Source organism: Streptomyces sp. NPDC002623 (genome assembly GCF_053592635.1).
In genome coordinates this window covers 85,264-107,086 of record NZ_JBSFWB010000023.1, presented here as the reverse complement: position 1 = coordinate 107,086, position 21,823 = coordinate 85,264, and the positions used below count along the sequence as shown (strand labels likewise).

At 71.9% G+C, this 21,823-nt stretch carries 20 protein-coding genes; 16 read left to right on the top strand and 4 right to left on the bottom strand.

Annotation, left to right across the window (positions count from 1 at the left end; all coding sequences use genetic code 11):
- The first annotated feature begins 77 nt into the window (after window positions 1-77).
- The 6 genes from ACWD4O_RS33895 to ACWD4O_RS33870 all read left to right on the top strand — a co-directional run bounded on the left by ACWD4O_RS33895 (window position 78) and on the right by ACWD4O_RS33870 (window position 6,424).
- Entirely contained in the window at window positions 78-401 is a 324-nt protein-coding gene (locus tag ACWD4O_RS33895; protein WP_003977346.1) for an integration host factor, read from the top strand.
- A gap of 60 nt (window positions 402-461) precedes the next feature.
- Entirely contained in the window at window positions 462-1,055 is a 594-nt protein-coding gene (gene gmk / locus ACWD4O_RS33890; RefSeq protein ID WP_451285795.1) for a guanylate kinase, read from the top strand.
- Between the two features lie 68 nt (window positions 1,056-1,123).
- Window positions 1,124-1,396: a DNA-directed RNA polymerase subunit omega gene (rpoZ, locus tag ACWD4O_RS33885; RefSeq protein ID WP_003988945.1), complete on the top strand. Its 273-nt coding sequence runs from the start codon at window positions 1,124-1,126 to the stop codon at window positions 1,394-1,396.
- Window positions 1,397-1,496: 100 nt separating this feature from the next.
- The gene (gene coaBC, locus ACWD4O_RS33880) at window positions 1,497-2,699 is read left to right on the top strand and encodes a bifunctional phosphopantothenoylcysteine decarboxylase/phosphopantothenate--cysteine ligase CoaBC (protein ID WP_451285792.1); all 1,203 of its coding nucleotides are present in this window, start codon (window positions 1,497-1,499) and stop codon (window positions 2,697-2,699) included.
- A gap of 240 nt (window positions 2,700-2,939) precedes the next feature.
- Complete coding sequence (gene metK, locus ACWD4O_RS33875) at window positions 2,940-4,148, top strand: methionine adenosyltransferase (RefSeq protein ID WP_351919869.1); 1,209 nt, start codon at window positions 2,940-2,942, stop codon at window positions 4,146-4,148.
- A gap of 104 nt (window positions 4,149-4,252) precedes the next feature.
- Window positions 4,253-6,424: a primosomal protein N' gene (locus ACWD4O_RS33870; protein WP_451285790.1), complete on the top strand. Its 2,172-nt coding sequence runs from the start codon at window positions 4,253-4,255 to the stop codon at window positions 6,422-6,424.
- Between the two features lie 93 nt (window positions 6,425-6,517).
- Here the strand turns inward: ACWD4O_RS33870 and ACWD4O_RS33865 are convergent, their stop codons facing one another.
- Window positions 6,518-7,099, bottom strand: coding sequence for a hypothetical protein (locus tag ACWD4O_RS33865; RefSeq protein ID WP_451285788.1), 582 nt, complete (start codon window positions 7,097-7,099; stop codon window positions 6,518-6,520).
- Between the two features lie 231 nt (window positions 7,100-7,330).
- Here ACWD4O_RS33865 and fmt point away from each other — a divergent pair, with 231 nt between their 5' ends.
- On the top strand, window positions 7,331-8,263 hold the full coding sequence (gene fmt / locus ACWD4O_RS33860; protein WP_451285786.1) for a methionyl-tRNA formyltransferase: 933 nt from the start codon (window positions 7,331-7,333) through the stop codon (window positions 8,261-8,263).
- An 85-nt stretch (window positions 8,264-8,348) separates the two neighbouring features.
- A complete protein-coding gene (locus tag ACWD4O_RS33855) occupies window positions 8,349-9,776 on the top strand; it encodes an RsmB/NOP family class I SAM-dependent RNA methyltransferase (protein ID WP_451285785.1) in 1,428 nt (475 codons plus the stop codon).
- 87 nt (window positions 9,777-9,863) lie between these two features.
- On the opposite strand, the gene argG is transcribed toward ACWD4O_RS33855, so the two are convergent.
- Together argG and ACWD4O_RS33845 are read right to left on the bottom strand one after the other, a co-directional pair.
- Entirely contained in the window at window positions 9,864-11,318 is a 1,455-nt protein-coding gene (gene argG / locus ACWD4O_RS33850; protein ID WP_451285783.1) for an argininosuccinate synthase, read from the bottom strand.
- Window positions 11,319-11,332: 14 nt separating this feature from the next.
- Window positions 11,333-13,471, bottom strand: coding sequence for an MMPL family transporter (locus tag ACWD4O_RS33845; RefSeq protein ID WP_451285781.1), 2,139 nt, complete (start codon window positions 13,469-13,471; stop codon window positions 11,333-11,335).
- 161 nt (window positions 13,472-13,632) lie between these two features.
- On the opposite strand from ACWD4O_RS33845, the gene rpe reads away from it, so the two are divergent.
- The 5 genes from rpe to ACWD4O_RS33820 all read left to right on the top strand — a co-directional run bounded on the left by rpe (window position 13,633) and on the right by ACWD4O_RS33820 (window position 17,942).
- Entirely contained in the window at window positions 13,633-14,319 is a 687-nt protein-coding gene (rpe, locus tag ACWD4O_RS33840) for a ribulose-phosphate 3-epimerase (protein ID WP_351920608.1), read from the top strand.
- A 90-nt stretch (window positions 14,320-14,409) separates the two neighbouring features.
- Window positions 14,410-15,453: a sugar-binding transcriptional regulator gene (locus ACWD4O_RS33835; RefSeq protein WP_451285779.1), complete on the top strand. Its 1,044-nt coding sequence runs from the start codon at window positions 14,410-14,412 to the stop codon at window positions 15,451-15,453.
- Between the two features lie 165 nt (window positions 15,454-15,618).
- Entirely contained in the window at window positions 15,619-15,924 is a 306-nt protein-coding gene (locus ACWD4O_RS33830; RefSeq protein WP_450948713.1) for a barstar family protein, read from the top strand.
- 131 nt (window positions 15,925-16,055) lie between these two features.
- A complete protein-coding gene (locus tag ACWD4O_RS33825; protein WP_451285876.1) occupies window positions 16,056-17,495 on the top strand; it encodes a GuaB1 family IMP dehydrogenase-related protein in 1,440 nt (479 codons plus the stop codon).
- Between the two features lie 3 nt (window positions 17,496-17,498).
- Window positions 17,499-17,942 carry an Lrp/AsnC family transcriptional regulator gene (locus tag ACWD4O_RS33820; protein ID WP_351920614.1) on the top strand — a complete coding sequence of 148 codons (444 nt, stop codon included), beginning with the start codon at window positions 17,499-17,501 and terminating at the stop codon, window positions 17,940-17,942.
- A gap of 94 nt (window positions 17,943-18,036) precedes the next feature.
- On the opposite strand, the gene ACWD4O_RS33815 is transcribed toward ACWD4O_RS33820, so the two are convergent.
- On the bottom strand, window positions 18,037-18,777 hold the full coding sequence (locus ACWD4O_RS33815) for a GntR family transcriptional regulator (protein WP_358807473.1): 741 nt from the start codon (window positions 18,775-18,777) through the stop codon (window positions 18,037-18,039).
- Between the two features lie 210 nt (window positions 18,778-18,987).
- On the opposite strand from ACWD4O_RS33815, the gene ACWD4O_RS33810 reads away from it, so the two are divergent.
- Genes ACWD4O_RS33810 through ACWD4O_RS33800 form a run of 3 tightly spaced genes read left to right on the top strand, consistent with a single transcriptional unit; the run spans window position 18,988 to window position 21,823 of the window.
- Window positions 18,988-20,133: an ABC transporter substrate-binding protein gene (locus ACWD4O_RS33810; RefSeq protein WP_451285778.1), complete on the top strand. Its 1,146-nt coding sequence runs from the start codon at window positions 18,988-18,990 to the stop codon at window positions 20,131-20,133.
- Window positions 20,130-21,023, top strand: coding sequence for an ABC transporter permease (locus tag ACWD4O_RS33805; protein WP_451285776.1), 894 nt, complete (start codon window positions 20,130-20,132; stop codon window positions 21,021-21,023). The genes ACWD4O_RS33810 and ACWD4O_RS33805 overlap by 4 nt, the downstream gene beginning before the upstream one ends.
- Window positions 21,011-21,823: an ABC transporter permease gene (locus tag ACWD4O_RS33800; RefSeq protein WP_451285774.1), complete on the top strand. Its 813-nt coding sequence runs from the start codon at window positions 21,011-21,013 to the stop codon at window positions 21,821-21,823. Before ACWD4O_RS33805 ends, ACWD4O_RS33800 begins: the two co-directional genes overlap by 13 nt.

Here is a 21,823-nt window from a genome sequence, read left to right as displayed (position 1 = left end):
GTAGCTCACCAGGTGTGGGGCGACTAGGTTCCTCACCGGTCCGTATCCGACAGTTCGACATCCGAGGTGACGTAGGCGTGGCTCTTCCGCCCCTTACCCCCGAACAGCGCGCAGCCGCGCTCGAAAAGGCCGCCGCGGCTCGCCGGGAGCGGGCCGAGGTCAAGAATCGACTGAAGCACTCCGGCGCCTCGCTTCACGAGGTCATCAAGCAGGGTCAGGAAAACGACGTCATCGGCAAGATGAAGGTCTCCGCCCTCCTGGAGTCGCTTCCGGGCGTGGGCAAAGTCCGCGCCAAGCAGATCATGGAGCGACTCGGCATCTCCGAGAGCCGCCGCGTGCGCGGCCTCGGTTCCAACCAGATCGCCTCCCTGGAGCGTGAGTTCGGCAGCACCGGCTCCTGATTCCCGGGTCCTGCGGGAAGGGAGTCCCGGGCACTCCGGGATTGCTGGAATAATCGCTGCATGGCTGCAACATTCCGGGGGACGACCCCCGAGCCCCCGGACGTACGTCCGCGGCTGACCGTGCTCTCCGGCCCCTCAGGGGTCGGCAAGAGCACGGTCGTCGCCCATATGCGCAAGGAACACCCCGAGGTCTGGCTCTCGGTGTCGGCGACGACCCGTAGGCCCCGGCCCGGTGAGAAGCACGGCGTCCACTACTTCTTCGTCTCCGACGACGAGATGGACAAGCTGATCGCCAACGGCGAACTGCTGGAGTGGGCCGAGTTCGCCGGCAACCGCTACGGGACTCCGCGCACTGCGGTGCTGGAGCGCCTGGAGTCGGGCGAGCCGGTGCTCCTGGAGATCGACCTCCAGGGCGCCCGGCAGGTCCGCGAGTCCATGCCGGAGGCCCAACTGGTGTTCCTGGCTCCGCCCTCCTGGGAGGAGCTGGTGCGCAGACTGACCGGGCGGGGCACCGAGCCGCCCGAGGTGATCGAGCGCCGGCTCGAGGCCGCGAAGATCGAACTCGCGGCCGAGCCGGAGTTCGACGTGACCCTTGTCAACACCTCCGTCGAGGACGTGGCCCGTGAGCTGCTAGCCTTGATGGATGTTGTGTGATCGCTAGTACCGAAACCATCGGTGTGGTGATCACGACCGATCTTTTCCCATCCATCGGAAGGTAGAGCGTGTCCTCTTCCATCTCCGCGCCCGAGGGCATCATCAACCCGCCGATCGACGAGCTCCTCGAGGCCACCGACTCGAAGTACAGCCTCGTGATCTACGCGGCCAAGCGGGCCCGCCAGATCAATGCGTACTACTCGCAGCTCGGCGAGGGCCTCCTCGAGTACGTCGGTCCGCTCGTGGACACCCACGTCCACGAGAAGCCGCTCTCCATCGCCCTGCGCGAGATCAACGCCGGGCTGCTGACGTCCGAGGCCGTTGAGGGCCCCGCGCAGTAGTACTTTCAGATCGCGTGTGACTTGTCCACAGGCCCGGCAGTGCTCCTGCCGGGCCTGTGGTGTGTGATGGACCCGTACGTTGCCGAGCCGGGGAGAGACGGTGGACAAGCCCAAGGTCGTCCTGGGGGTCAGTGGTGGAATCGCCGCCTACAAGGCCTGCGAGCTGCTGCGCAGACTGACGGAGTCGGGGCATGACGTCCATGTCGTCCCCACCGCCTCCGCACTGCACTTCGTCGGCGCCGCCACCTGGTCCGCCCTCTCCGGCCACCCCGTCTCCACGGAGGTCTGGGACGACGTCCACGAGGTCCCGCACGTCCGCATCGGCCAGCACGCCGACCTGGTCGTCGTCGCCCCGGCCACGGCCGACATGCTCGCCAAGGCCGCCCACGGGCTCGCCGACGACCTCCTCACCAACACCCTCCTCACGGCCCGCTGTCCGGTCGTCTTCGCCCCCGCGATGCACACGGAGATGTGGGAGCACCCGGCCACCCAGGAGAACGTGGCCACGCTGCGCCGCCGGGGCGCCGTGGTGATCGAGCCGGCCGTCGGCCGCCTCACCGGCGTCGACACCGGCAAGGGCCGGCTGCCCGACCCGGGCGAGATCTTCGAGGTCTGCCGCCGGGTGCTGGCCCGCGGAGTGCGCGAACCCGACCTGGCCGGCCGGCATGTGGTGGTCAGCGCCGGCGGCACCCGCGAGCCCCTCGACCCGGTCCGTTTCCTCGGCAACCGCTCCTCGGGCAAGCAGGGCTACGCCCTCGCCCGCACCGCCGCCGCGCGCGGCGCCCGGGTCACCCTGATCGCGGCGAACACCGGCCTGCCCGACCCGGCCGGGGTCGACGTCGTCCAGGTCGGCACGGCCGTACAACTGCGCGAGGCGGTCCTGAAGGCGGCCGCCGACGCCGACGCCGTCGTCATGGCCGCCGCAGTGGCCGACTTCCGTCCGCAGACATACGCGGCCGGAAAGATCAAGAAGAAGGACGGACAGGAACCGGACCCGATCGTTCTTGTGCGTAATCCGGACATTCTCGCGGAGATATCGGCCGACCGGGCGCGACCCAATCAGGTGGTCGTCGGCTTCGCGGCCGAGACCGACGACGTCCTCGCCAACGGCCGGGCCAAGCTGCGCCGCAAGGGGTGCGATCTGCTGGTGGTCAACGAGGTGGGGGAGCGCAAGACGTTCGGCTCCGAGGAGAACGAGGCCCTCGTGCTGGGAGCCGACGGCAGCGAAACCCCCGTGGCGCACGGCCCCAAGGAAGCCTTGGCCGAAACCGTGTGGGACCTGGTGGCGCAGCGGCTGAGCTGACTGTTTGATGCGCTTCGCCGTTGCCGGTCACCGCGCTCGATCAGGGGTGTGGTGCCCTGGCCAAGGGCGTTGGGCATTCGGCAGAATGCCCGTGCCGCAGGTCACAGCACTCCCGAGAGGCGAGACAGGTGGGCCGGTGGCAGGGCAGGACCGATAAACTGTTCTCGGACGACGCCGGGCGCAGCTCCCGTCGCGTCCGCCAATGATCAGCCAGCAGCCGCTGCAACCCCAGGGAGCGTTGTGTCCCGTCGCCTGTTCACTTCGGAGTCTGTGACCGAAGGTCACCCCGACAAGATCGCTGACCAGATCAGCGACACCATCCTCGATGCCCTGCTGCGCGAGGACCCGACCTCCCGGGTCGCCGTGGAGACCCTGATCACGACCGGTCTGGTGCATGTGGCCGGCGAGGTCACCACCAAGACCTACGCGCCGATCCCCCAGCTCGTGCGCGACAAGATCCTCGAGATCGGCTACGACTCCTCCAAGAAGGGCTTCGACGGCGCCTCCTGCGGCGTCTCGGTGTCCATCGGCGCGCAGTCCCCGGACATCGCCCAGGGCGTCGACACCGCGTACGAGTCCCGGGTCGAGGGCGACGAGGACGAGCTGGACCGCCAGGGCGCCGGCGACCAGGGCCTGATGTTCGGCTACGCCTCCGACGAGACGCCGACCCTGATGCCGCTGCCGATCTTCCTCGCGCACCGGCTGTCGAAGCGTCTGTCGGACGTCCGCAAGAACGGGACCATCCCCTACCTGCGCCCCGACGGCAAGACCCAGGTCACCATCGAGTACGACGGCGACAAGGCGGTCCGCCTGGACACCGTCGTCGTCTCCTCGCAGCACGCGTCCGACATCGACCTGGACTCGCTGCTGGCCCCCGACATCCGCGAGTTCGTCGTGGAGGTGGAGCTGAAGGCTCTCCTGGACGACGGCATCAAGCTCGACACCGAGAACTACCGCCTGCTGGTCAACCCGACCGGCCGCTTCGAGATCGGCGGCCCGATGGGTGACGCCGGCCTCACCGGTCGCAAGATCATCATCGACACCTACGGCGGCATGGCCCGGCACGGCGGCGGCGCCTTCTCGGGCAAGGACCCGTCCAAGGTCGACCGCTCGGCCGCGTACGCGATGCGCTGGGTGGCGAAGAACGTGGTGGCGGCCGGTCTCGCGGCCCGCTGCGAGGTCCAGGTCGCCTACGCGATCGGCAAGGCCGAGCCGGTCGGTCTCTTCGTCGAGACCTTCGGCACCGCGAAGGTCGACGCCGAGAAGATCGAGAAGGCCATCGACGAGGTCTTCGACCTCCGCCCGGCCGCGATCATCCGTGACCTCGACCTGCTGCGTCCGATCTACGCCCAGACCGCCGCGTACGGCCACTTCGGCCGTGAGCTGCCCGACTTCACCTGGGAGCGCACGGACCGCGTGGACGCGCTGCGCAAGGCCGCGGGGCTGTAGGACCACACGCCCACGGTGTTCTGCCTGCATCGACGCAGGGGCCCGGCCTCCTTGGGGAGGCCGGGCTTCGGCGTCTGTCAGTGGTGTTTGGTAGGAATGCAGGTGTGAGCAGCGAGAACGGGCAGGGGGGCGGTGGCGCGGCCGGGGAGGGCGCGCCGCCGGAGCAGCTCGCGCTGATCCGGGAGAGCGTGCGGCAGGCCAAGGTGCCCCGGGCCAAGCCCCGGACCTGGCGGGGGGCCGCGCTGGCCGGGGAGCTGCCGGTCGCGCGGGTGCTCGTCGACAAGGGCGTGCTGCATCTGGACCGGTACTTCGACTACGCGGTGCCGGCCGAGTTGGACGCCGACGCGCAGCCGGGCGTGCGGGTGCGGGTGCGCTTCGGCGCCGGGCGCGGGCGGGTCCGGGAAGGGCGGCGCGAGGGCGGCGGACTCATCGACGGGTTCCTCGTCGAGCGGCTCGCCGCCTCGGACTACCCCGGGCCGCTCGCCGCGCTCGCCCAGGTGGTGTCGCCCGAGCCGGTGCTCGGCGCGGAGCTGCTGGGGCTGGCGCGGGCCGTGGCCGACCGGTACGCGGGAAGCCTGGCCGATGTGCTGCAACTGGCCGTGCCGCCGCGCAACGCCCGCGCCGAGCAGAAGCCCTCGCCCGCGCTGCTGCCGCCGCCGAAGGCGCCGGAGCCCGGCACCTGGGAGCGGTACGAGCGGGGAGGCGCGTTTGTGGAGTCGCTGGCGTCCGGGGGCGCGCCCCGGGCGGTGTGGAACGCGCTGCCCGGGCCCGAGTGGAGCGAGGGGCTCGCCCGGGCCGTCGCCGCGACCCTCGCCTCCGGTCGCGGGGCGCTGGTCGTCGTCCCGGACGGGCGGGTCGCCGCGCGGGTCGACGCGGCGCTGACCGCGTTGCTGGGCGCGGGCCGTCATGCGCACCTCACCGCGGAAGCCGGGCCGGAGAAGCGGTACCGGGAGTGGCTCGCCGTGCGGCGCGGGTCGGTGCGGGCGGTCGTCGGGACGCGTGCCGCGATGTTCGCACCGGTGCAGAACCTCGGGCTGGTCGCGCTCTGGGACGACGGGGACGACAGCCACAGCGAGCTGCACGCGCCGCAGCCCCATGCCCGGGAGGTACTGCTGCTGCGGGCGGCGCAGGACAAGTGCGGTTTCCTGCTGGGGGGTTGGAGCTGCACCGTGGAGGCCGCCCAACTCGTCGAGAGCGGGTGGGCGCGGCCGCTGGTCGCCGCACGGGAGGAGGTGCGGCGCAGCGCTCCGCTGGTGCGGACCGTGGGCGACCAGGACCTCGCCCGCGACGAGGCCGCCCGCGCCGCCCGGCTGCCCACCCTCGCCTGGCAGGCGGTGCGGGAGGGGCTGCGGCACGGCCCGGTGCTCGTGCAGGTGCCCCGGCGGGGGTACGTGCCGCGGATGGCGTGCGCGCAGTGCCGCGCCGCCGCCCGGTGCCGGCACTGCTCCGGACCGCTGGAGGCGCGGGACGGCGGCCGCGACGGGGGCGCACTGTGGTGCGGGTGGTGCGGGCGGGAGGAGAACGCCTGGCACTGTCCCGACTGCGGGTCGTTCCGGCTGCGCGCTCAGATCGTGGGGGCGCGGCGGACGGCCGAGGAGCTGGGCCGGGCGTTTCCCGCCGTCCCGGTGCGGACGTCGGGGCGCGAACAGGTGCTGGACACCGTGCCCGGGACGCCCGCGCTCGTCGTGTCCACGCCCGGGGCGGAGCCCGTCGCCGAGGGCGGTTACGCGGCCGCGCTGCTGCTGGACGGCTGGGCCATGCTGGGGCGGCCCGACCTGCGGGCCGGGGAGGACGCGCTGCGCCGCTGGATCGCGGCCGCCGCGCTCGTCCGGCCGCAGGGGGACGGCGGAACCGTGGTCGTCGTCGCCGAGCCGACCCTGCGGCCCGTGCAGGCGCTGGTGCGATGGGACCCGGTGGGGCATGCGGTGCGCGAGCTCGCGGAGCGGGCCGAGCTGGGCTTCCCGCCGGTGTCGCGGATGGCGGCGGTGTCGGGGACGGCGGAGGCGGTGGCCGGGTTCCTGGGCGCCGTCGAACTGCCGCGGGAGGCGGAGGTGCTGGGGCCGGTTCCGGTGCCGGCCGGCCCTGCGGGGCGGCCTCGGCGGCCGGGGGCGCCGCCCCCCGGGGAGGAGTGGGAGCGGGCGTTGGTCCGGGTGCCGCCGGGGCGGGGGGCCGCGCTGGCCGCCGCCCTGAAGGCGGCGCAGGCGGCCCGGATGGCTCGGGGCGGGGAGGAGACCGCGCGGGTGCGGGTGCGGATCGATCCGCCGGACATCGGGTGAGGGCGGGCGTATTCGGCGGCGGGTGTGCGGCTGCCCTCCCGGGCAGGGCCGAGAGGGCAGGGGCGGTGTGGGGGTGGGCCGGTGTGGGGTGCGTCAGCCGTTGCGCGGCCCGGGGAAGGCGGTCGGCCGCACCTCGTCGCGCAGGGACGGGCTGAGGGACGGGCTGCCGGCCGTCGGCTGGGTCGGCATCGAGCGGGCGGCGGGGACCGTGGGAACCGTCGGGATGCCCGTGCCCACGCTGACCGTGCGGGCGCCGGACGGCTCCGTCGGCCGCTCGGCCTCGGTCGCGGTCGCCGTCGCGGTGCCGGAGGCGGTGGCGGTGGCGGTGGCGCGGCGGGCGCCGTAGCGGCGGTGGACCGCCTGCTTGGTGACCCCGAGCGCGGAGCCCACCGCGTCCCACGAGAAGCCGAGCGAACGGTCGAAGTCCACCGCGGCGGTGACCAGCGTCTCGACGCTGTCCCGCAGTTCCTGGGCGAGGCGGACCGTCGGGGCGGGGGCGCGTCCGTAGACGACGAAGCCCGTGGAGGGGCCGGAGCGGCGGGGGCGGTAGACGTTGCCCAGCTGGGCGGTGAGGGTGCGCAGTGCGTCCACCTGCCGGCGGACCCGCTCGATGTCCCGCACCAGCAAGTGCAGGCTGGCCCGGGCCTGGGCGTCGTGGGTTGCATGGTCGGCCATGAACAAGCCTCTCGAACCGGCGTTGAAGAAGGTGTGGTCAACTCTTTCTTGACCAACGCGGGTTCGCTCCGCTGGTCACGGTGTGGGGGCGTATGGGCATATGCGTACGCCCCCTGGGGCGGGATGCACGCGGCTCCCGTGGGGGTTCTCGCCGACAGGGGCCGTTCCGCTCGTCCGTCCTAAACTTGTGCGTTGCCCGTCGTCCGTTTTCCCGAGAGGTCCCGCCCACTCATGAAGCTCGTCTTCGCCGGCACCCCCGAGGTCGCCGTTCCCGCTCTGGACGCTCTCATCGCCTCCGGGCGGCACGAGGTGGCCGCCGTCGTCACGCGGCCCGACGCGCCGGCCGGGCGGGGGCGGCGGCTGGTCGCCTCTCCTGTCGCCCAGCGGGCCGAGGAGGCCGGGATCGAGGTGCTGAAGCCGGTCAGGCCCCGGGATCCGGAGTTCCTGGAGCGGCTGAGGGAGATCGCGCCGGACTGCTGTCCCGTGGTGGCCTACGGCGCGCTGCTGCCCAGGGTGGCGCTGGACGTCCCGGCCCATGGCTGGGTCAACCTGCACTTCTCGCTGCTGCCCGCCTGGCGTGGGGCGGCCCCCGTGCAGCACTCCATCATGGCCGGGGACGAGATCACCGGCGCCTCCACCTTCCTCATCGAGGAGGGGCTCGACTCCGGGCCGGTGTACGGGACGGTCACCGAGGAGATCCGGCCCACCGACACCAGCGGTGACCTGCTCACCAGGCTCGCCTTCGCCGGCAGCGGTCTGCTCGCCGCGACCATGGACGGGATCGAGGACGGCACCCTGAAGGCCGTCCCGCAGCCGGCCGAGGGGATCACCCTCGCGCCGAAGATCAACGTCGAGGACGCCCAGGTCGACTGGGCCGCCCCGGCTCTCCGCGTCGACCGCGTCGTGCGCGGTTGCACCCCCGCTCCCGGCGCCTGGACGGTCTTCCGCGGCGAGCGGCTCAAGCTCATCCACGTTCAGCCGGTGCCCGAGCGGACCGATCTCGCCGCGGGCGCGCTCTCCGTGGGCAAGAACAGCGTGCACGTCGGCACGGGCTCGTACGCCGTCGAGCTGTTGTGGGTGCAGGCGCAGGGCAAGAAGCCGATGCGCGCCGCGGACTGGGCGCGGGGCGTCCGCATCGGGGACGACGAGGTCGTCGGCGCGTAGCACCGGCGAACCCGCGAACCCCCTCCGCGTCGCCGCCGACGTACGCTGGACGCATCTTTCATCCTGCAATCCGGAGCACCTTTTCGTGAGCGATCAGCCCCACCGTTCCCGCACGCCGGGCAAGCCCTACCGCCGGCCCCAGAAGGACCCCGTCCGACTGCTCGCCTTCGAGGCGTTGCGGGCGGTGGACGAGCGGGACGCGTACGCCAACCTCGTGCTTCCGCCGCTGCTGCGCAAAGCGCGCGAGAAGGAGGGGCCCGAGAAGTTCGACGCGCGGGACGCGGCCCTCGCCACCGAGCTGGTCTACGGGACGCTGCGCCGGCAGGGGACGTACGACGCCGTCATCTCCGCCTGTGTCGACCGGCCGCTGCGCGAGGTCGACCCGCCGGTCCTCGACGTGCTGAGCCTCGGCGTGCATCAGCTGCTCGGGACGCGCATCCCGACCCATGCCGCCGTCTCCGCCTCCGTCGACCTCGCCCGGATCGTGCTCGGCGACGGACGGGCCAAGTTCGTCAACGCCGTGCTGCGCAAGGTCGCGGCGCACGATCTCGACGAATGGATCGAGAAGGTCGCTCCGCCCTACGACGACGACCCCGAGGACCACCTCGCCGTCGTGCACTCGCACCCGCGGTGGGTCGTCTCCGCGCTGTGGGACTCCCTCGGCGGCGGGCGGGCCGGTATCGAGGACCTGCTGGAGGCCGACAACGAGCGGCCCGAGGTGACGCTCGTCGCCCGGCCCGGGCGCGCCACGACCGATGAACTGCTCCGGGAGGAGGCCGCGGTCGCCGGGCGCTGGTCGCCCTACGCGGTGCGGCTCACCGAGGGCGGTGAGCCCGGCGCGATCGACGCCGTCCGGGACGGGCGGGCCGGCGTGCAGGACGAGGGCAGTCAGCTGGTGGCGCTCGCGCTGGCCAACGCACCGCTCGACGGCCGTGACGAGAAGTGGCTCGACGGATGCGCCGGGCCCGGCGGCAAGGCGGCGCTGCTCGCCGCCCTCGCCGCCCAGCGCGGGGCCGCCCTCCTCGCCTCCGAGAAGCAGCCGCACCGGGCGGGGCTCGTCGCCAAGGCGCTGGCCGGTAACCCGGGGCCGTATCAGGTCATCGCCGCCGACGGGACGCGGCCGCCGTGGCGGCCCGGGTCGTTCGACCGGGTGCTGATGGACGTGCCGTGCACCGGGCTGGGCGCGCTGCGCAGGCGGCCCGAGGCGCGCTGGCGGCGTCGGCCGGAGGACCTCGACGGGTTCGGTCCGTTGCAGCGCGGGCTGCTGCGGACCGCGCTGGACTCCGTCCGGGTCGGGGGCGTCGTCGGGTACGCGACCTGCTCGCCGCATCTCGCCGAGACCCGGGCCGTCGTCTCCGATGTGCTCAAGCAGTACCCGGAGGCCGAGCTGATCGACGCGCGGCCCCTGCTGCCCGGCGTGCCGGCGTTGGGGGAGGGGCCCGACATCCAGCTGTGGCCGCATGTGCACGGCACCGACGCCATGTACCTGGCACTGATCAGGAAGACCGGCTGAGGGCCGGGCACCACAACGGCGGAGGCCGGCTCGAACGCCCTGGGCGTTCGAGCCGGCCTCTGCCGTCGTGGTCCGTCCCCTCGGGGGTCAGTCCGTGCCGAACTCCATCGCCGCGCGGTCCAGCAGCGCGTCGTCCTCGGAGACCTCGCCGCGGGAGGCGATGGCCTCGGCGCCGCCCTCCGGCAGTTCCGGCATGGTGCCGATCAGCCCGGTCGCGGCCGCCTGGGAGGCGCCGACGGTGGGGCTGCCGGTGCCGATCAGGCCGAGGCCCACGTACTGCTCCAGCTTGGCGCGCGAGTCGGCGATGTCGAGGTTGCGCATGGTGAGCTGGCCGATCCGGTCCACCGGGCCGAACGCCGAGTCCTCGGTGCGCTCCATCGACAGCTTGTCCGGGTGGTAGCTGAACGCGGGGCCGGTCGTGTCGAGGAGCGAGTAGTCCTCGCCGCGGCGCAGGCGCAGGGTGACCTCGCCGGTGACGGCCGCGCCGACCCAGCGCTGCAGCGACTCCCGGATCATCAGCGCCTGCGGGTCCAGCCAGCGGCCCTCGTACATGAGGCGGCCCAGGCGCCGGCCCTCGTTGTGGTACTGGGCGAGGGTGTCCTCGTTGTGGATCGCGTTGACGAGACGCTCGTAGGCGGCGTGCAGCAGGGCCATGCCCGGGGCCTCGTAGATGCCGCGGCTCTTGGCCTCGATGATGCGGTTCTCGATCTGGTCCGACATGCCCAGGCCGTGCCGGCCGCCGATGGCGTTGGCCTCCATCACCAGGTCGACGGGGGAGGCGAACTCCTTGCCGTTGATCGTGACCGGGCGGCCCTGGTCGAAGCCGATCGTCACGTCCTCGGGGGCGATCTCGACCAGCGGGTCCCAGAACCGCACGCCCATGATGGGCTCGACGGTCTCGACGCCGGTGTTCAGGTGCTCCAGGGTCTTGGCCTCGTGGGTGGCGCCCCAGATGTTGGCGTCGGTGGAGTACGCCTTCTCCGTGCTGTCGCGGTAGGGCAGGTCATGGGCGACCAGCCACTCCGACATCTCCTTGCGCCCGCCCAGCTCGGTCACGAAGTCCGCGTCCAGCCAGGGCTTGTAGATCCGCAGGTGCGGGTTGGCGAGCAGGCCGTAGCGGTAGAACCGCTCGATGTCGTTGCCCTTGAAGGTCGAGCCGTCGCCCCAGATCTGGACGTTGTCCTCGAGCATCGCCCGGACCAGGAGGGTGCCCGTGACGGCACGGCCGAGTGGCGTGGTGTTGAAGTAGGCGCGCCCGCCCGAGCGGATGTGGAACGCCCCGCAGGTGAGCGCGGCAAGGCCCTCCTCGACCAGCGCGGCGCGGCAGTCGACCAGGCGCGCAATCTCGGCGCCGTAGCTCATCGCGCGGCCGGGCACCGAGGCGATGTCGGGCTCGTCGTACTGGCCGATGTCGGCGGTGTAGGTGCACGGGACGGCGCCCTTGTCGCGCATCCACGCGACCGCGACCGAGGTGTCGAGCCCGCCGGAGAAGGCGATGCCGACGCGCTCGCCGGCGGGAAGGGAGGTGAGGACCTTGGACATAGGAAGATTATGCATCAACTCGCATGGTCATGCAAAGAGTCTCGGGATCCTCGGGATTCCTCGGATTCCGACAGCCGGCGGTTCGGCCACCACACCTTTGCTCCGATGTCCAGGAACAGCGCGGTGACCAGCACCGATCGCACGATGAAGGTGTCCAGGAGGACGCCCAGGGCCACCGCGAAGCCGATCTCCGCGAAGGCGACCATGGGCAGTGTGCCGAGGGCCGCGAACGTGCCGGCCAGCACCAGACCCGCCGAGGTGATCACCGCGCCGGTCGCCGCCAGGCCCGTCACCACGCCCTGCCGGGTGCCCTGGTGGCCGGCCTCCTCGCGGATACGGGTGGTCAGGAAGATGTTGTAGTCGATGCCCAGGGCCACCAGGAAGACGAAGACGAAGAGCGGGAAGTCCGTGGACTCGCCCGCGTAGTCGAAGACATGACGGAACGCGAGCGCGCTGATGCCCAGGGCCGCCGCGAAGGACAGGATCACCGTCCCGACCAGCAGCAGCGGGGCGATCAGGGCGCGCAGCAGACCGCAGAGGATGAGCAGGACCACGACCAGGACCAGCGGGATGATCAGCAGGTTGTCGTGCGTGGTCGCCTTGTCCATGTCCAGCAGGGCCGCCGTGCCGCCGCCCACCTGCGCGTCGGCGTCGGGCACCGCGTGCACGGCGTCCCGGACCCGCTCCACGGTCTGTTTCGCGGCCTCGCTGTCGGCCGGGTCGGTCATCGTCGCCTCGAACAGCACCTGGCCGTCGTGGACCGGTTTCGTGCCCGGCGGCAGCCCGAGCGAGGTCGGCACGACGCCTTCCGTGGCGGCCACCGCCTGGCCCACCTGCCGGGCCTGGGCCTGGTTGGAGACGATGACGAGCGGATCGCCGCTGCCCGCCGGGAAGTACTTCTCGGACACCTCCTGGCCGGTGACCGAGTCGGGTGTGCCGGTGAAGGCGTCCGCGTTGCTGATGCCCTCCGCGCGCAGCTGGATGAGACCGAGCGAACAGATCGCCAGGACGAGCGCCGTCACGGCCCAGATCATGCGCGGGCGGCGGGCGATGCCCTGGCCCGTGCGGGCCCAGACGCCGCGCTCGGTGGGGTCGGCGGAGCCGAAGTGCGGGATCACCGGCCAGAAGATCCAGCGGCCGCAGATCACCAGCAGGGCGGGGAAGAGCGTCATCATCGCCAGCAGCGCCACCGCCACCCCGATGGCCGCGACGGGGCCGAGACCGCGGGTGGAGTTCATCTCGGCGGCCAGCAGCACCAGCATGCTCAGGACGACCGTGGCCCCCGAGGCCAGCACGGCGGGGCCCGCCCGGTGCAGCGCCAGGGCCATCGCCTCGTGCCGGTCCTCGTGACGGCGCAGCTCCTCCCGGTAACGGGCCACCAGCAGCAGGGCGTAGTCCGTCCCCGCGCCGAACACGAGCACGGTCAGGATCCCGGCGCTCTGGCCGTTCACCGTCAGGCCCGCGTGTTCGGCCAGGAAATAGATGAGGGCCTGCGCGGTGAACAGCGCGGCGACCACCGCCAGCACCGGGACGATGAGCAGGGTCGGGCTGCGGTAGGTGATCAGGAGCATGACGACGACGACCGCCATCGCCGACAGCAGCAGGGTCGAGTCGATGCCCTCGAAGGCCTCGGAGAAGTCGGCGGAGGTGCCGCCGGGTCCGGTGATGTGCACCGCCAGTCCGGCCCCGCCGTCGCCGACGACGTCCCGGATCGAGTCGACGGCCGGGGCGATCCGCTCCCAGCCCTTCTCGTCCATGGTGATCGGCACCTGGATCTGGGCGGCGCGCGGGTCGGCCGGGCGGTCGTAGACCGGGCCGCGGGTCTCGGCGCCCCGGATGCCGTGGTCGGTGAGCTGCCTGAGCTGGACGACGGCCCTGTCGATCTGCGCCCGGTCCTGTGCCGTCAGACCGGCATCACGGGCATAGACGACGACCGCGGGGATCTGCTCGGGCCGGAAGTCCTCCGAGATCTCCAGCACCTGGGTCGACTCGGCCGATCCCGGCAGCCAGGAGGCCGCGTCGTTGTCCTGGGCGTCGGTGAGCTTCGAGGCGAACGGCGCCGTCAGAAACAGCAGCACCACCCACAACCCCAGCACCACCCACTTCGCCCGCCGCCCACAGACAAGATGCCCGACCCCACGGTTCCCAGTCATGGCCACCTCGGCACGAGTGCCCCGTAAGGGGCGCGGGGCTGAGACATCTGCGGCTCCGCCGCGCGGGCGCGACCAGCCACGGACGGCCGTGTGCCGACAACTGACCGCAACCATCCAGGACCGATGCCGCCGACCCCCGGAGGGCATGGCAGGCTTGGGGCATGGCCGTGCAGATCAACCCCAGCATCCTGTCCGCCGACTTCGCCCGCCTTGCGGACGAGGCGAAGGCGGTCGAAGGAGCCGACTGGCTCCACGTCGACGTCATGGACAACCATTTCGTCCCGAACCTCACGCTAGGTGTGCCGGTCGTAGAGTCGCTGGCCCGTGCGACGGACACTCCGCTGGACTGCCATCTGATGATCGAGGCCCCCGATCGCTGGGCCCCGCAGTACGTCGAGGCGGGTGCCTCGTCCGTCACGTTCCACGTCGAGGCGGCTGCCGCGCCCGTGCGACTCGCCCGCGAGATCCGGGCGAAGGGCGCCCGTGCCTCCATGGCGCTCAGGCCCGCGACGCCGATCGAGCCGTACGAAGACCTGCTGCCCGAACTCGACATGCTGCTGATCATGACGGTCGAACCGGGCTTCGGGGGCCAGGCGTTCCTCGACATCATGCTGCCGAAGATCCGCCGCACCCGCGAGTTGATCAGCAAGCACGGCCTCGACCTGTGGCTCCAGATCGACGGCGGGGTCTCGGCCGCGACGATCGAGCGCTGCGCCGAGGCGGGCGCGGATGTGTTCGTGGCCGGTTCCGCCGTATACGGGGCCGATGACCCGGCCGCGGCGGTCCGTGGCCTGCGGGCTCAGGCGGAGGCGGCGACCGCCGGGGCCTCCTGGGCTTGTGAACACTGAACCAACCACTTACCGACAGGAATGTGAACGGCTCCCATCAGAGCTGATCAACTGCGCCGGATCTGCGAGGATGAACGGCGTATCCAGAGTGTGAACAGCAGTGAGGAGAACGCCGTGTCGGGTATGTCGGCGGGCCGGTCAGCCATGCGGATGGGGCCCGCTGAGCTGGTGCAGGCGGCGGCCATGGCCCGCCGCTTCTACCTCGAGGGCAAGTCCAAGATCCAGATCGCGGAGGAGTTCGGCGTCAGCCGCTTCAAGGTGGCCCGGGTCCTGGAGACCGCCCTCGAACGGGATCTCGTACGGATCGAGATCCGCGTGCCGGCCGAACTGGACGCGGAGCGCTCGGACGCGCTCCGCGCCCGCTACGGCCTCAGGCACGCCGTCGTGGTCGAGTCCCCGGCCGAGGCCGAGGAGACCACGGACCCCGAGAACCTCGGGGAAGTGGCCGCCGACCTGCTCGGCGAACTGGTCAACGAGGGGGATGTACTGGGGCTGGCCTGGGGCCGGTCCACGATTCACATGGCGGCGGCGCTGGACCGGCTGCCGCCCTGCACGGTCGTGCAGCTGACGGGTGTGTACGACGCCGGCACCGCCGAGCGCGGCTCGGTCGAGGCCGTCCGCCGCGCCGCCCAGGTGTCCGGCGGCGACGCGCACCCCATCTACGCGCCGATGCTGCTGCCGGACGCGGCCACCGCGATCGCGCTGCGCCACCAGACGGGGATCGCCCGGGCCTTCGAGTACTTCGACAAGGTCACGGTCGCCTGTGTCTCCATCGGCTCCTGGGAGGCGGGCATCTCGACGGTGCACGACATGCTCAGCGACGAGGAACGGGGCCACTACGCCTCGCTCGGGGTCGCTGCCGAGATGTCCGCGCACCTGTTCGACTCCGAGGGCCGCAGGGTCGGACGCGACCTGGGCGAGCGGTGCATCACGGTCAAGGCCGACCAGCTGCGCAGGGTCCCCGAGGTCGTCGCGATCGCGGGCGGTCAGCGCAAGGCGGCCGCGATCGACGCGGTGCTGCGGTCCGGGCTCGTCACCAGCCTGGTGACGGACACGTCCGCGGCCGACTATCTGATGACGGCGGGCCCGACGCCCAAGCCCGCCCTCAACCGGACGGACCCGGACGGGGTCTGACCGGCCCTTGCCGCAGGTCATGAGGGGGCGGTCGCCACGGCCGTCCCCTCGTTCGTCCCCCCACATGGTTCGTCCCCCCCACATGGTTCGTTCCCCCGCATGGTTCGTTCCCCACATCGCTCGTTTCCCCCCCCCACAACCACGATCGCTTCAGGACGGTGCCGGATGACGGAGCACGTGCTCACGCTGGACCTCGACGGGGTCACTGACAAGGCGGCCCTGATGGACCGCTGCGCCAAGCATCTGGAGCTGCCCGACTGGTTCGGGCGCAACTGGGACGCCCTCGCCGACAGCCTCACCGACCTTCCGGACGGACCCGAGTCCGGGCCGGTGCTGGTCGTCGTACGGAACTGGCGGCCGTACGCGAAGGCGCGGCCGGAGGAGTGGGAGATCGCGCAGGAGGTGTTCTCCTCGGCGGTGAACCAGGTGGCCGCCCTGTCGATCGTGCTCGCTCTCGGAGGAACCTCCTAGGACCCCGGTGAGCTGCTTGGACGTTCGGTCCGGGCAGCGCAGCACGGTCGGCGTGGGACAATCAAGTACGTGCTTCTCCCCCTGGCTGACCTGTCCGGGGGTCACCTCTGAACGACTGGGATGTGCAGCACGTGCGTTTCCTCAACGACATCCAGCCCGCGTACGACCTCACCTACGACGACGTCTTCATGGTGCCGAGCCGCAGCGCCGTCGGGTCGCGTCAGGGCGTGGACCTGGGCGCCCCGGACGGCACGGGCACCACGATTCCGCTGGTCGTCGCGAACATGACCGCCGTGGCCGGACGCCGGATGGCCGAGACCCTGGCCCGGCGCGGCGGGCTCGTGGTGATCCCGCAGGACATTCCGATCGACGTGGTCGCCGACGTGGTCGCCTGGGTCAAGAGCCGGCACCTGGTGCTGGACACCCCGATCGTGCTCGCCCCGCACCAGACGGTGGCCGACGCGCTCGCGCTGCTGCCCAAGCGCGCGCACAACGCGGGCGTCGTCGTCGACGAGGACTCCCGTCCGGTCGGCGTCGTCACCGACGCGGACCTGAGCGGGGTCGACCGCTTCACGCAGCTCGAGGTCGTCATGTCCCGGGACCTGCTGCTCCTCGACGCCGACATCGACCCGCGCGAGGCCTTCAACACGCTCGACGCGGCCAACCGGCGCTACGCCCCCGCCGTCGACAGCGGCGGCAGGCTCGCCGGCATCCTCACCCGCAAGGGCGCCCTGCGCGCCACGCTGTACACGCCGGCCGTCGACCGGGACGGCAGGCTGCGCATCGCCGCGGCCGTCGGCATCAACGGCGATGTCGCGGGCAAGGCCAAGCAGCTGCTCGACGCGGGCGTGGACACGCTCGTCATCGACACGGCGCACGGCCACCAGGAGTCGATGATCAGCGCGGTCCGCACCGTGCGCGCGCTCGACCCGCAGGTGCCGATCGTCGCCGGCAACATCGTCTCGGCCGAGGGCGTCAAGGACCTGATCGACGCGGGCGCCGACATCATCAAGGTCGGCGTCGGCCCCGGCGCGATGTGCACCACCCGCATGATGACCGGCGTGGGCCGGCCGCAGTTCTCGGCCGTCCTGGAGTGCGCGGCCGAGGCGAGGAAGCACGGCAAGCACGTCTGGGCCGACGGCGGTGTCCGCCACCCCCGCGATGTCGCCATGGCGCTGGCCGCGGGCGCGTCCAACGTGATGGTCGGCTCCTGGTTCGCGGGCACCTACGAGTCGCCGGGCGACCTTCAGCACGACGCGAACGGCCGCCCCTACAAGGAGTCGTTCGGCATGGCGTCCGCGCGCGCGGTCCGCAACCGCACGTCGGAGGAGTCGGCCTACGACCGCGCCCGCAAGGCGCTGTTCGAGGAGGGCATCTCCACCTCCCGCATGTTCCTCGACCCGGCCCGGCCGGGCGTCGAGGACCTGATCGACTCGATCATCGCGGGCGTCCGTTCCTCCTGCACGTACGCCGGCGCGGCCTCCTTGGAGGAGTTCGCCGAGAAGGCCGTCGTGGGCATCCAGAGCGCGGCCGGCTACGCCGAGGGCAAGCCGCTGCACTCGAGCTGGTAAGCCGTGCTGAACGATCTCGACGAACGCATCGTCCACGCCCTCGCCGAGGACGCCCGCCGCTCCTTCGCGGACATCGGGCAACTGGTCGGCCTGTCCGCGCCCGCCGTCAAGCGGCGCGTGGACCGGCTACGGGCCACCGGAGCCATCACCGGCTTCACCGTACGGGTCGACCCGGCGGCCCTCGGCTGGGAGACCGAGGGGTTCGTCGAGATCTACTGTCGGCGCAACACCTCCCCGGAGACCATCCAGCGGGGCCTGGAGCGCTACCAGGAGGTCGTGGCCGCCTCCACCGTCACCGGCGAGGCGGACGCGGTCGCCCAGGTCTTCGCCGCCGACATGCGCCACTTCGAGAGAGTCCTGGAGCGGATCGCCGGGGAACCCTTCGTGGAGCGCACGAAGTCGGTGCTGGTCCTCTCCCCGCTGCTCCGTCGCTTCTCGCCGACGTAAGCGCTCCGCTGAGAGCGCCGGGATGTGTCGTCGTTCTGCTGCGGCGCCGTCGTGGCCGGTCGCGCAGTTCCCCGCGCCCCTTCGGGTCGCGGGCTCAGGTCGCAGGCTTGCGGGCCAGGGCGTTGTTGTCGATCGAGTTGTGCACGCTGAAGCTCACCGCGTCCGAGCGGTAGCGGTCGTCCGACCATTCGACCGGGCGGCCCTCGTACGTCGTGGTGACCCGGCGGACCCGCAGCAGCGGGCTGGTGCGGCGGATGCCGAGCAGTTCGGCGTCCTGCGCGCCCGCCGCCACGGCGTCGATCACATGCTCGCCGTAGGCGAAGACCAGCCCGGTGTCGTCCAGCAGCCGCTGGGTGACGGACGGGCAGTCCGGCTCGATCGGCTCGACGGCGGGGGCGATCCAGTCGGCGTACACGGTCCGTTCGAGCAGCACCGGCTCGCCGTCCAGACCGCGTACCCGCAGCACCTGCAACACCTGTGCGCCCGGGGCGAGTTGGAGCCGTACCGTGTCCTCCGTGCTCGCCGGGCGGTACTCCTGCGCGACCACCAGGCCCGTCGCCTCGCGGCCCATCGCGCGCGCCCACTGGGCGAAGCTGCGCAGTTCGGCGAAGCTCTGGCTGCGGCGGCTGGCCAGGACCACGCGGCGGGCGCCCTGGCGTGAGCCGATGAGGCCTTCGGCGGTGAGGGCGGCGACCGCCTGGCGGACCGTGCCGCGGGAGACGCCGTAGTGGGCCGCGAGGTCGGTCTCGGCGGGCAGCAGCGCGCCCACGGTGTACTCCTCGCGGTCGATCGCCCGACGCAGCTCGTCGGCGATCTCCTCATGTCGCGCAGCCATGCTTCCCCTCTGATCAAGCCCCTGTGCACAGCGTGACCAGCCTAGACGACTCCGGTACGGGGCGGCCGCCGACTCGGATTGTGCGAGAAATCAGGGCTCAGGGTTTCGCCAGAGTTTACGGAGGGGACACCAGCGGCAGGCGTACTGAGGCCAACTTGTTCAGACAAGTTGCCTCTCCTCCCGCACTCTCACGCGTCCCCTGGAGTAGCCGTGACCGTGTCCCTGCCGAGAACCGCCGCCCTCGGCGTCATCGCCGCCCTCGCCCTGAGTGCGTGCGGCGCCGCTCCCGACAACACCTCCACCACCGCCGACGGCAAGAACGCCGCCACGGCCGCCTCCGCCGCCGACTTCGGCGGCCTCGACGCCCTCGTCGAGGCCGCGAAGAAGGAGGGCAAGCTCAACGCCATCGCACTGCCCCGCGACTGGGCCAACTACGGCGCCCTCATCGACGGCTTCGAGAAGAAGTACGGCATCAAGATCACCGTCGAGAACCCGGACGGCTCCAGCCAGGACGAGATCAACGCCGTCACGTCGAGGAAGGGCCAGGACCGGGCCCCCGACGTCCTCGACCTGGGCAGCTCGTTCGCGATCAGCGCCGCCCAGCAGGGGCTGCTCGCGCCGTACAAGGTCGCCGCGTACGCCGACCTCCCCGAGGGGCAGAAGGACGCGCAGGCCCGCTGGTACAACGACTACGGCGGCTACATCTCCATCGGCTGCGACGCCAAGCGGGTCAAGACCTGTCCGACCACCTTCGCCGACCTGCTCAAGCCGCAGTACAAGGGCCAGGTCGCCCTCAACGGCAACCCCACCAAGTCGGGTTCCGCCTTCGGCGGCGTCTACGCGGCCTCCCTCGCCGGCGGCGGCTCCTTCGACGACATCCAGCCCGGCCTCGACTTCTTCGCCAAGCTGAAGAAGAACGGCAACTACACGCCCGTCGAGTCGACCCCGGCCACCGTCGAGAAGGGCGAGACGCCGATCAGCATCGACTGGGACTACCTCAACGCCGGGTACGCCGACGAGTTCAAGTCCAAGGGCGTGGACTGGAAGGTCGCGGTCCCCAGCGACGGCCAGTTCTCGCAGTTCTACTCCCAGGCGATCAACAAGGACGCCCCGCACCCGGCGGCCGCCCGGCTCTGGCAGGAGTACCTCTACAGCGCCGAGGGCCAGAACCTGTGGCTCAAGGGCTACGCCCGACCGGCACTGATGACCGCCATGGAGAAGGCCGGCACCCTCGACAAGACGGCCGCCGCCAAGCTGCCCGAGGTCTCCGGGACCCCCGCCTTCCCGACCGAGGCCCAGCAGAGCAAGGCCAAGACGGTCCTCGGGCAGGGCTGGGCGAAGGCCGTCTCCGGATGACCTCCACCGCCGTACCGGTCGACCGGGGAGCCGCCGCCGAGGTGAAGCGGCGGCGGCTCCCCGGCTGGCTGGCCGTCGTCCCGCTGCTCGCCTTCACCGCGCTCGCCTTCGGGCTGCCCGCCCTGGCCATGCTGGACGGCGCGTTCACCGTCAAGGACCCGGCGACCGGCGCCACGTCGTACACGGCCGACAACCTGACGGCCTCCCTGCGCGGCGCGTATCTGACCGCCCTGCTCGGCAGCGTGAAGCTGTCCGCCGTGTCGGCGGCGCTCGGCGCGCTGCTCGGACTGCCGCTCGCCCAGGCCGTCGTGACCTCCCGCTTCCGTACGCTGCGCGAGGCCGTGCTCACCGCGTCCGGGGTGCTCGCCAACTTCGGCGGCGTCCCGCTGGCCTTCGCCTTCGTCGCCACGCTCGGCAACGCCGGTGTGCTGACCCGGCACTTCGGCCTGAAGGACAAGGGCTGGGACCTCTACAGCTTCTGGGGCCTGGTCATCGTCTACCTGTACTTCCTGATCCCGCTGATGGTCCTCACCATCACCCCCGCCCTGGACGGCCTGCGCGTCCAGTGGCGCGAGGCCGCGCAGAACAACGGCGCGACTCCCGTGCAGTACTGGCGGCACGTCGCCCTCCCCGTCCTGCTGCCCTCGCTCCTCGGCGGGCTGGTGCTGCTCTTCGGCAGCGCCTTCGCCGCGTACGCCACCGCCGCCGCCATGGTGGGCAGCTCCATCCCGCTGGTCACGCTGCAGATCGCCGACGCCATCTCCGGCAACGTGCTCGTCGGCCAGGAGAACGTGGCGCTCGCCCTCAGCCTCGACATGGTCCTGGTGGCGGGCCTGGTCATGGCCGTGTACCTGCCCCTGCAACGGAGGAGCGCGCGATGGCTCGCCTGACCCTGTGGCGGTGGGGCGTCCTCGGCCTCGCCGGGCTGTACTTCCTGGTGCCGCTGGCCGCGTCGGTCGTCTTCACGGTCGACGTGCCCGGACAGGGGATCACCTTCGACGCCTACCGCCAGATCCTCGCCACCGACGGGTTCGCCTCCAGCCTGCTGCTCTCGCTGGAACTGGCGCTCGCCACCATCGTCGTCGTCCTGCTGCTGATGGTGCCCGCGACGGTCGCGCTGCGGCTGGGCGCGCCCCGGCTGCGGCCGGTCGTCGAGGTGGTGTGCTCGCTGCCGCTGGTCGTGCCGCCGATCGCGTTCGTCGCCGGCCTCGGCACCGTGCTCAAGTGGGGGCCCGAGCACCTGTCCCGCACCCCGCTGTTCCAGACGTTCGTCGCGATCCAGAACCCCGACTTCCCCGTCGTCCTCGTCCTGGCCTACGTCGTGATGGCGCTGCCGTTCGTGTACCGGGCGCTGGACGCCGGGCTGCGCTCCGTCGACGTGCGCACCCTCGTCGAGGCCGCCCGCAGCTGTGGGGCCGGCTGGCCGCAGGCGCTCCTCCGGGTCGTCCTGCCCAATCTGCGCGGCGCGCTGCTCAACGCGTCCTTCCTCACGCTGGCCCTGGTCCTCGGCGAATTCACCGTCGCCCAGCTGCTGGGCTTCCAGCCGTTCGCCGTGTGGATCGTGAACGTCAGCGGCTCGCAGGCCCAGCTCTCCGTCGCCGTGTCCGTGCTCAGCCTGCTCGTGACATGGGTCCTGCTCCTCGCGCTCGCCGGCTTCGGCGGACGCGCCCGTACCGCATCCCGGGGATGA

Bases quoted from the DNA above. Each gene is read 5' to 3' on its own strand.
- fmt (WP_451285786.1), top strand. From the start codon at position 7,331: ATGAAGCTCGTCTTCGCCGGCACCCCCGAGGTCGCCGTTCCCGCTCTG.
- argG (WP_451285783.1), bottom strand. From the start codon at position 11,318: ATGTCCAAGGTCCTCACCTCCCTTCCCGCCGGCGAGCGCGTCGGCATC.
- ACWD4O_RS33830 (WP_450948713.1), top strand. From the start codon at position 15,619: ATGACGGAGCACGTGCTCACGCTGGACCTCGACGGGGTCACTGACAAG.
- ACWD4O_RS33865 (WP_451285788.1), bottom strand. From the start codon at position 7,099: ATGGCCGACCATGCAACCCACGACGCCCAGGCCCGGGCCAGCCTGCAC.
- ACWD4O_RS33815 (WP_358807473.1), bottom strand. From the start codon at position 18,777: ATGGCTGCGCGACATGAGGAGATCGCCGACGAGCTGCGTCGGGCGATC.
- gmk (WP_451285795.1), top strand. From the start codon at position 462: ATGGCTGCAACATTCCGGGGGACGACCCCCGAGCCCCCGGACGTACGT.
- ACWD4O_RS33800 (WP_451285774.1), top strand. From the start codon at position 21,011: ATGGCTCGCCTGACCCTGTGGCGGTGGGGCGTCCTCGGCCTCGCCGGG.
- ACWD4O_RS33805 (WP_451285776.1), top strand. From the start codon at position 20,130: ATGACCTCCACCGCCGTACCGGTCGACCGGGGAGCCGCCGCCGAGGTG.
- ACWD4O_RS33845 (WP_451285781.1), bottom strand. From the start codon at position 13,471: ATGACTGGGAACCGTGGGGTCGGGCATCTTGTCTGTGGGCGGCGGGCG.
- rpe (WP_351920608.1), top strand. From the start codon at position 13,633: ATGGCCGTGCAGATCAACCCCAGCATCCTGTCCGCCGACTTCGCCCGC.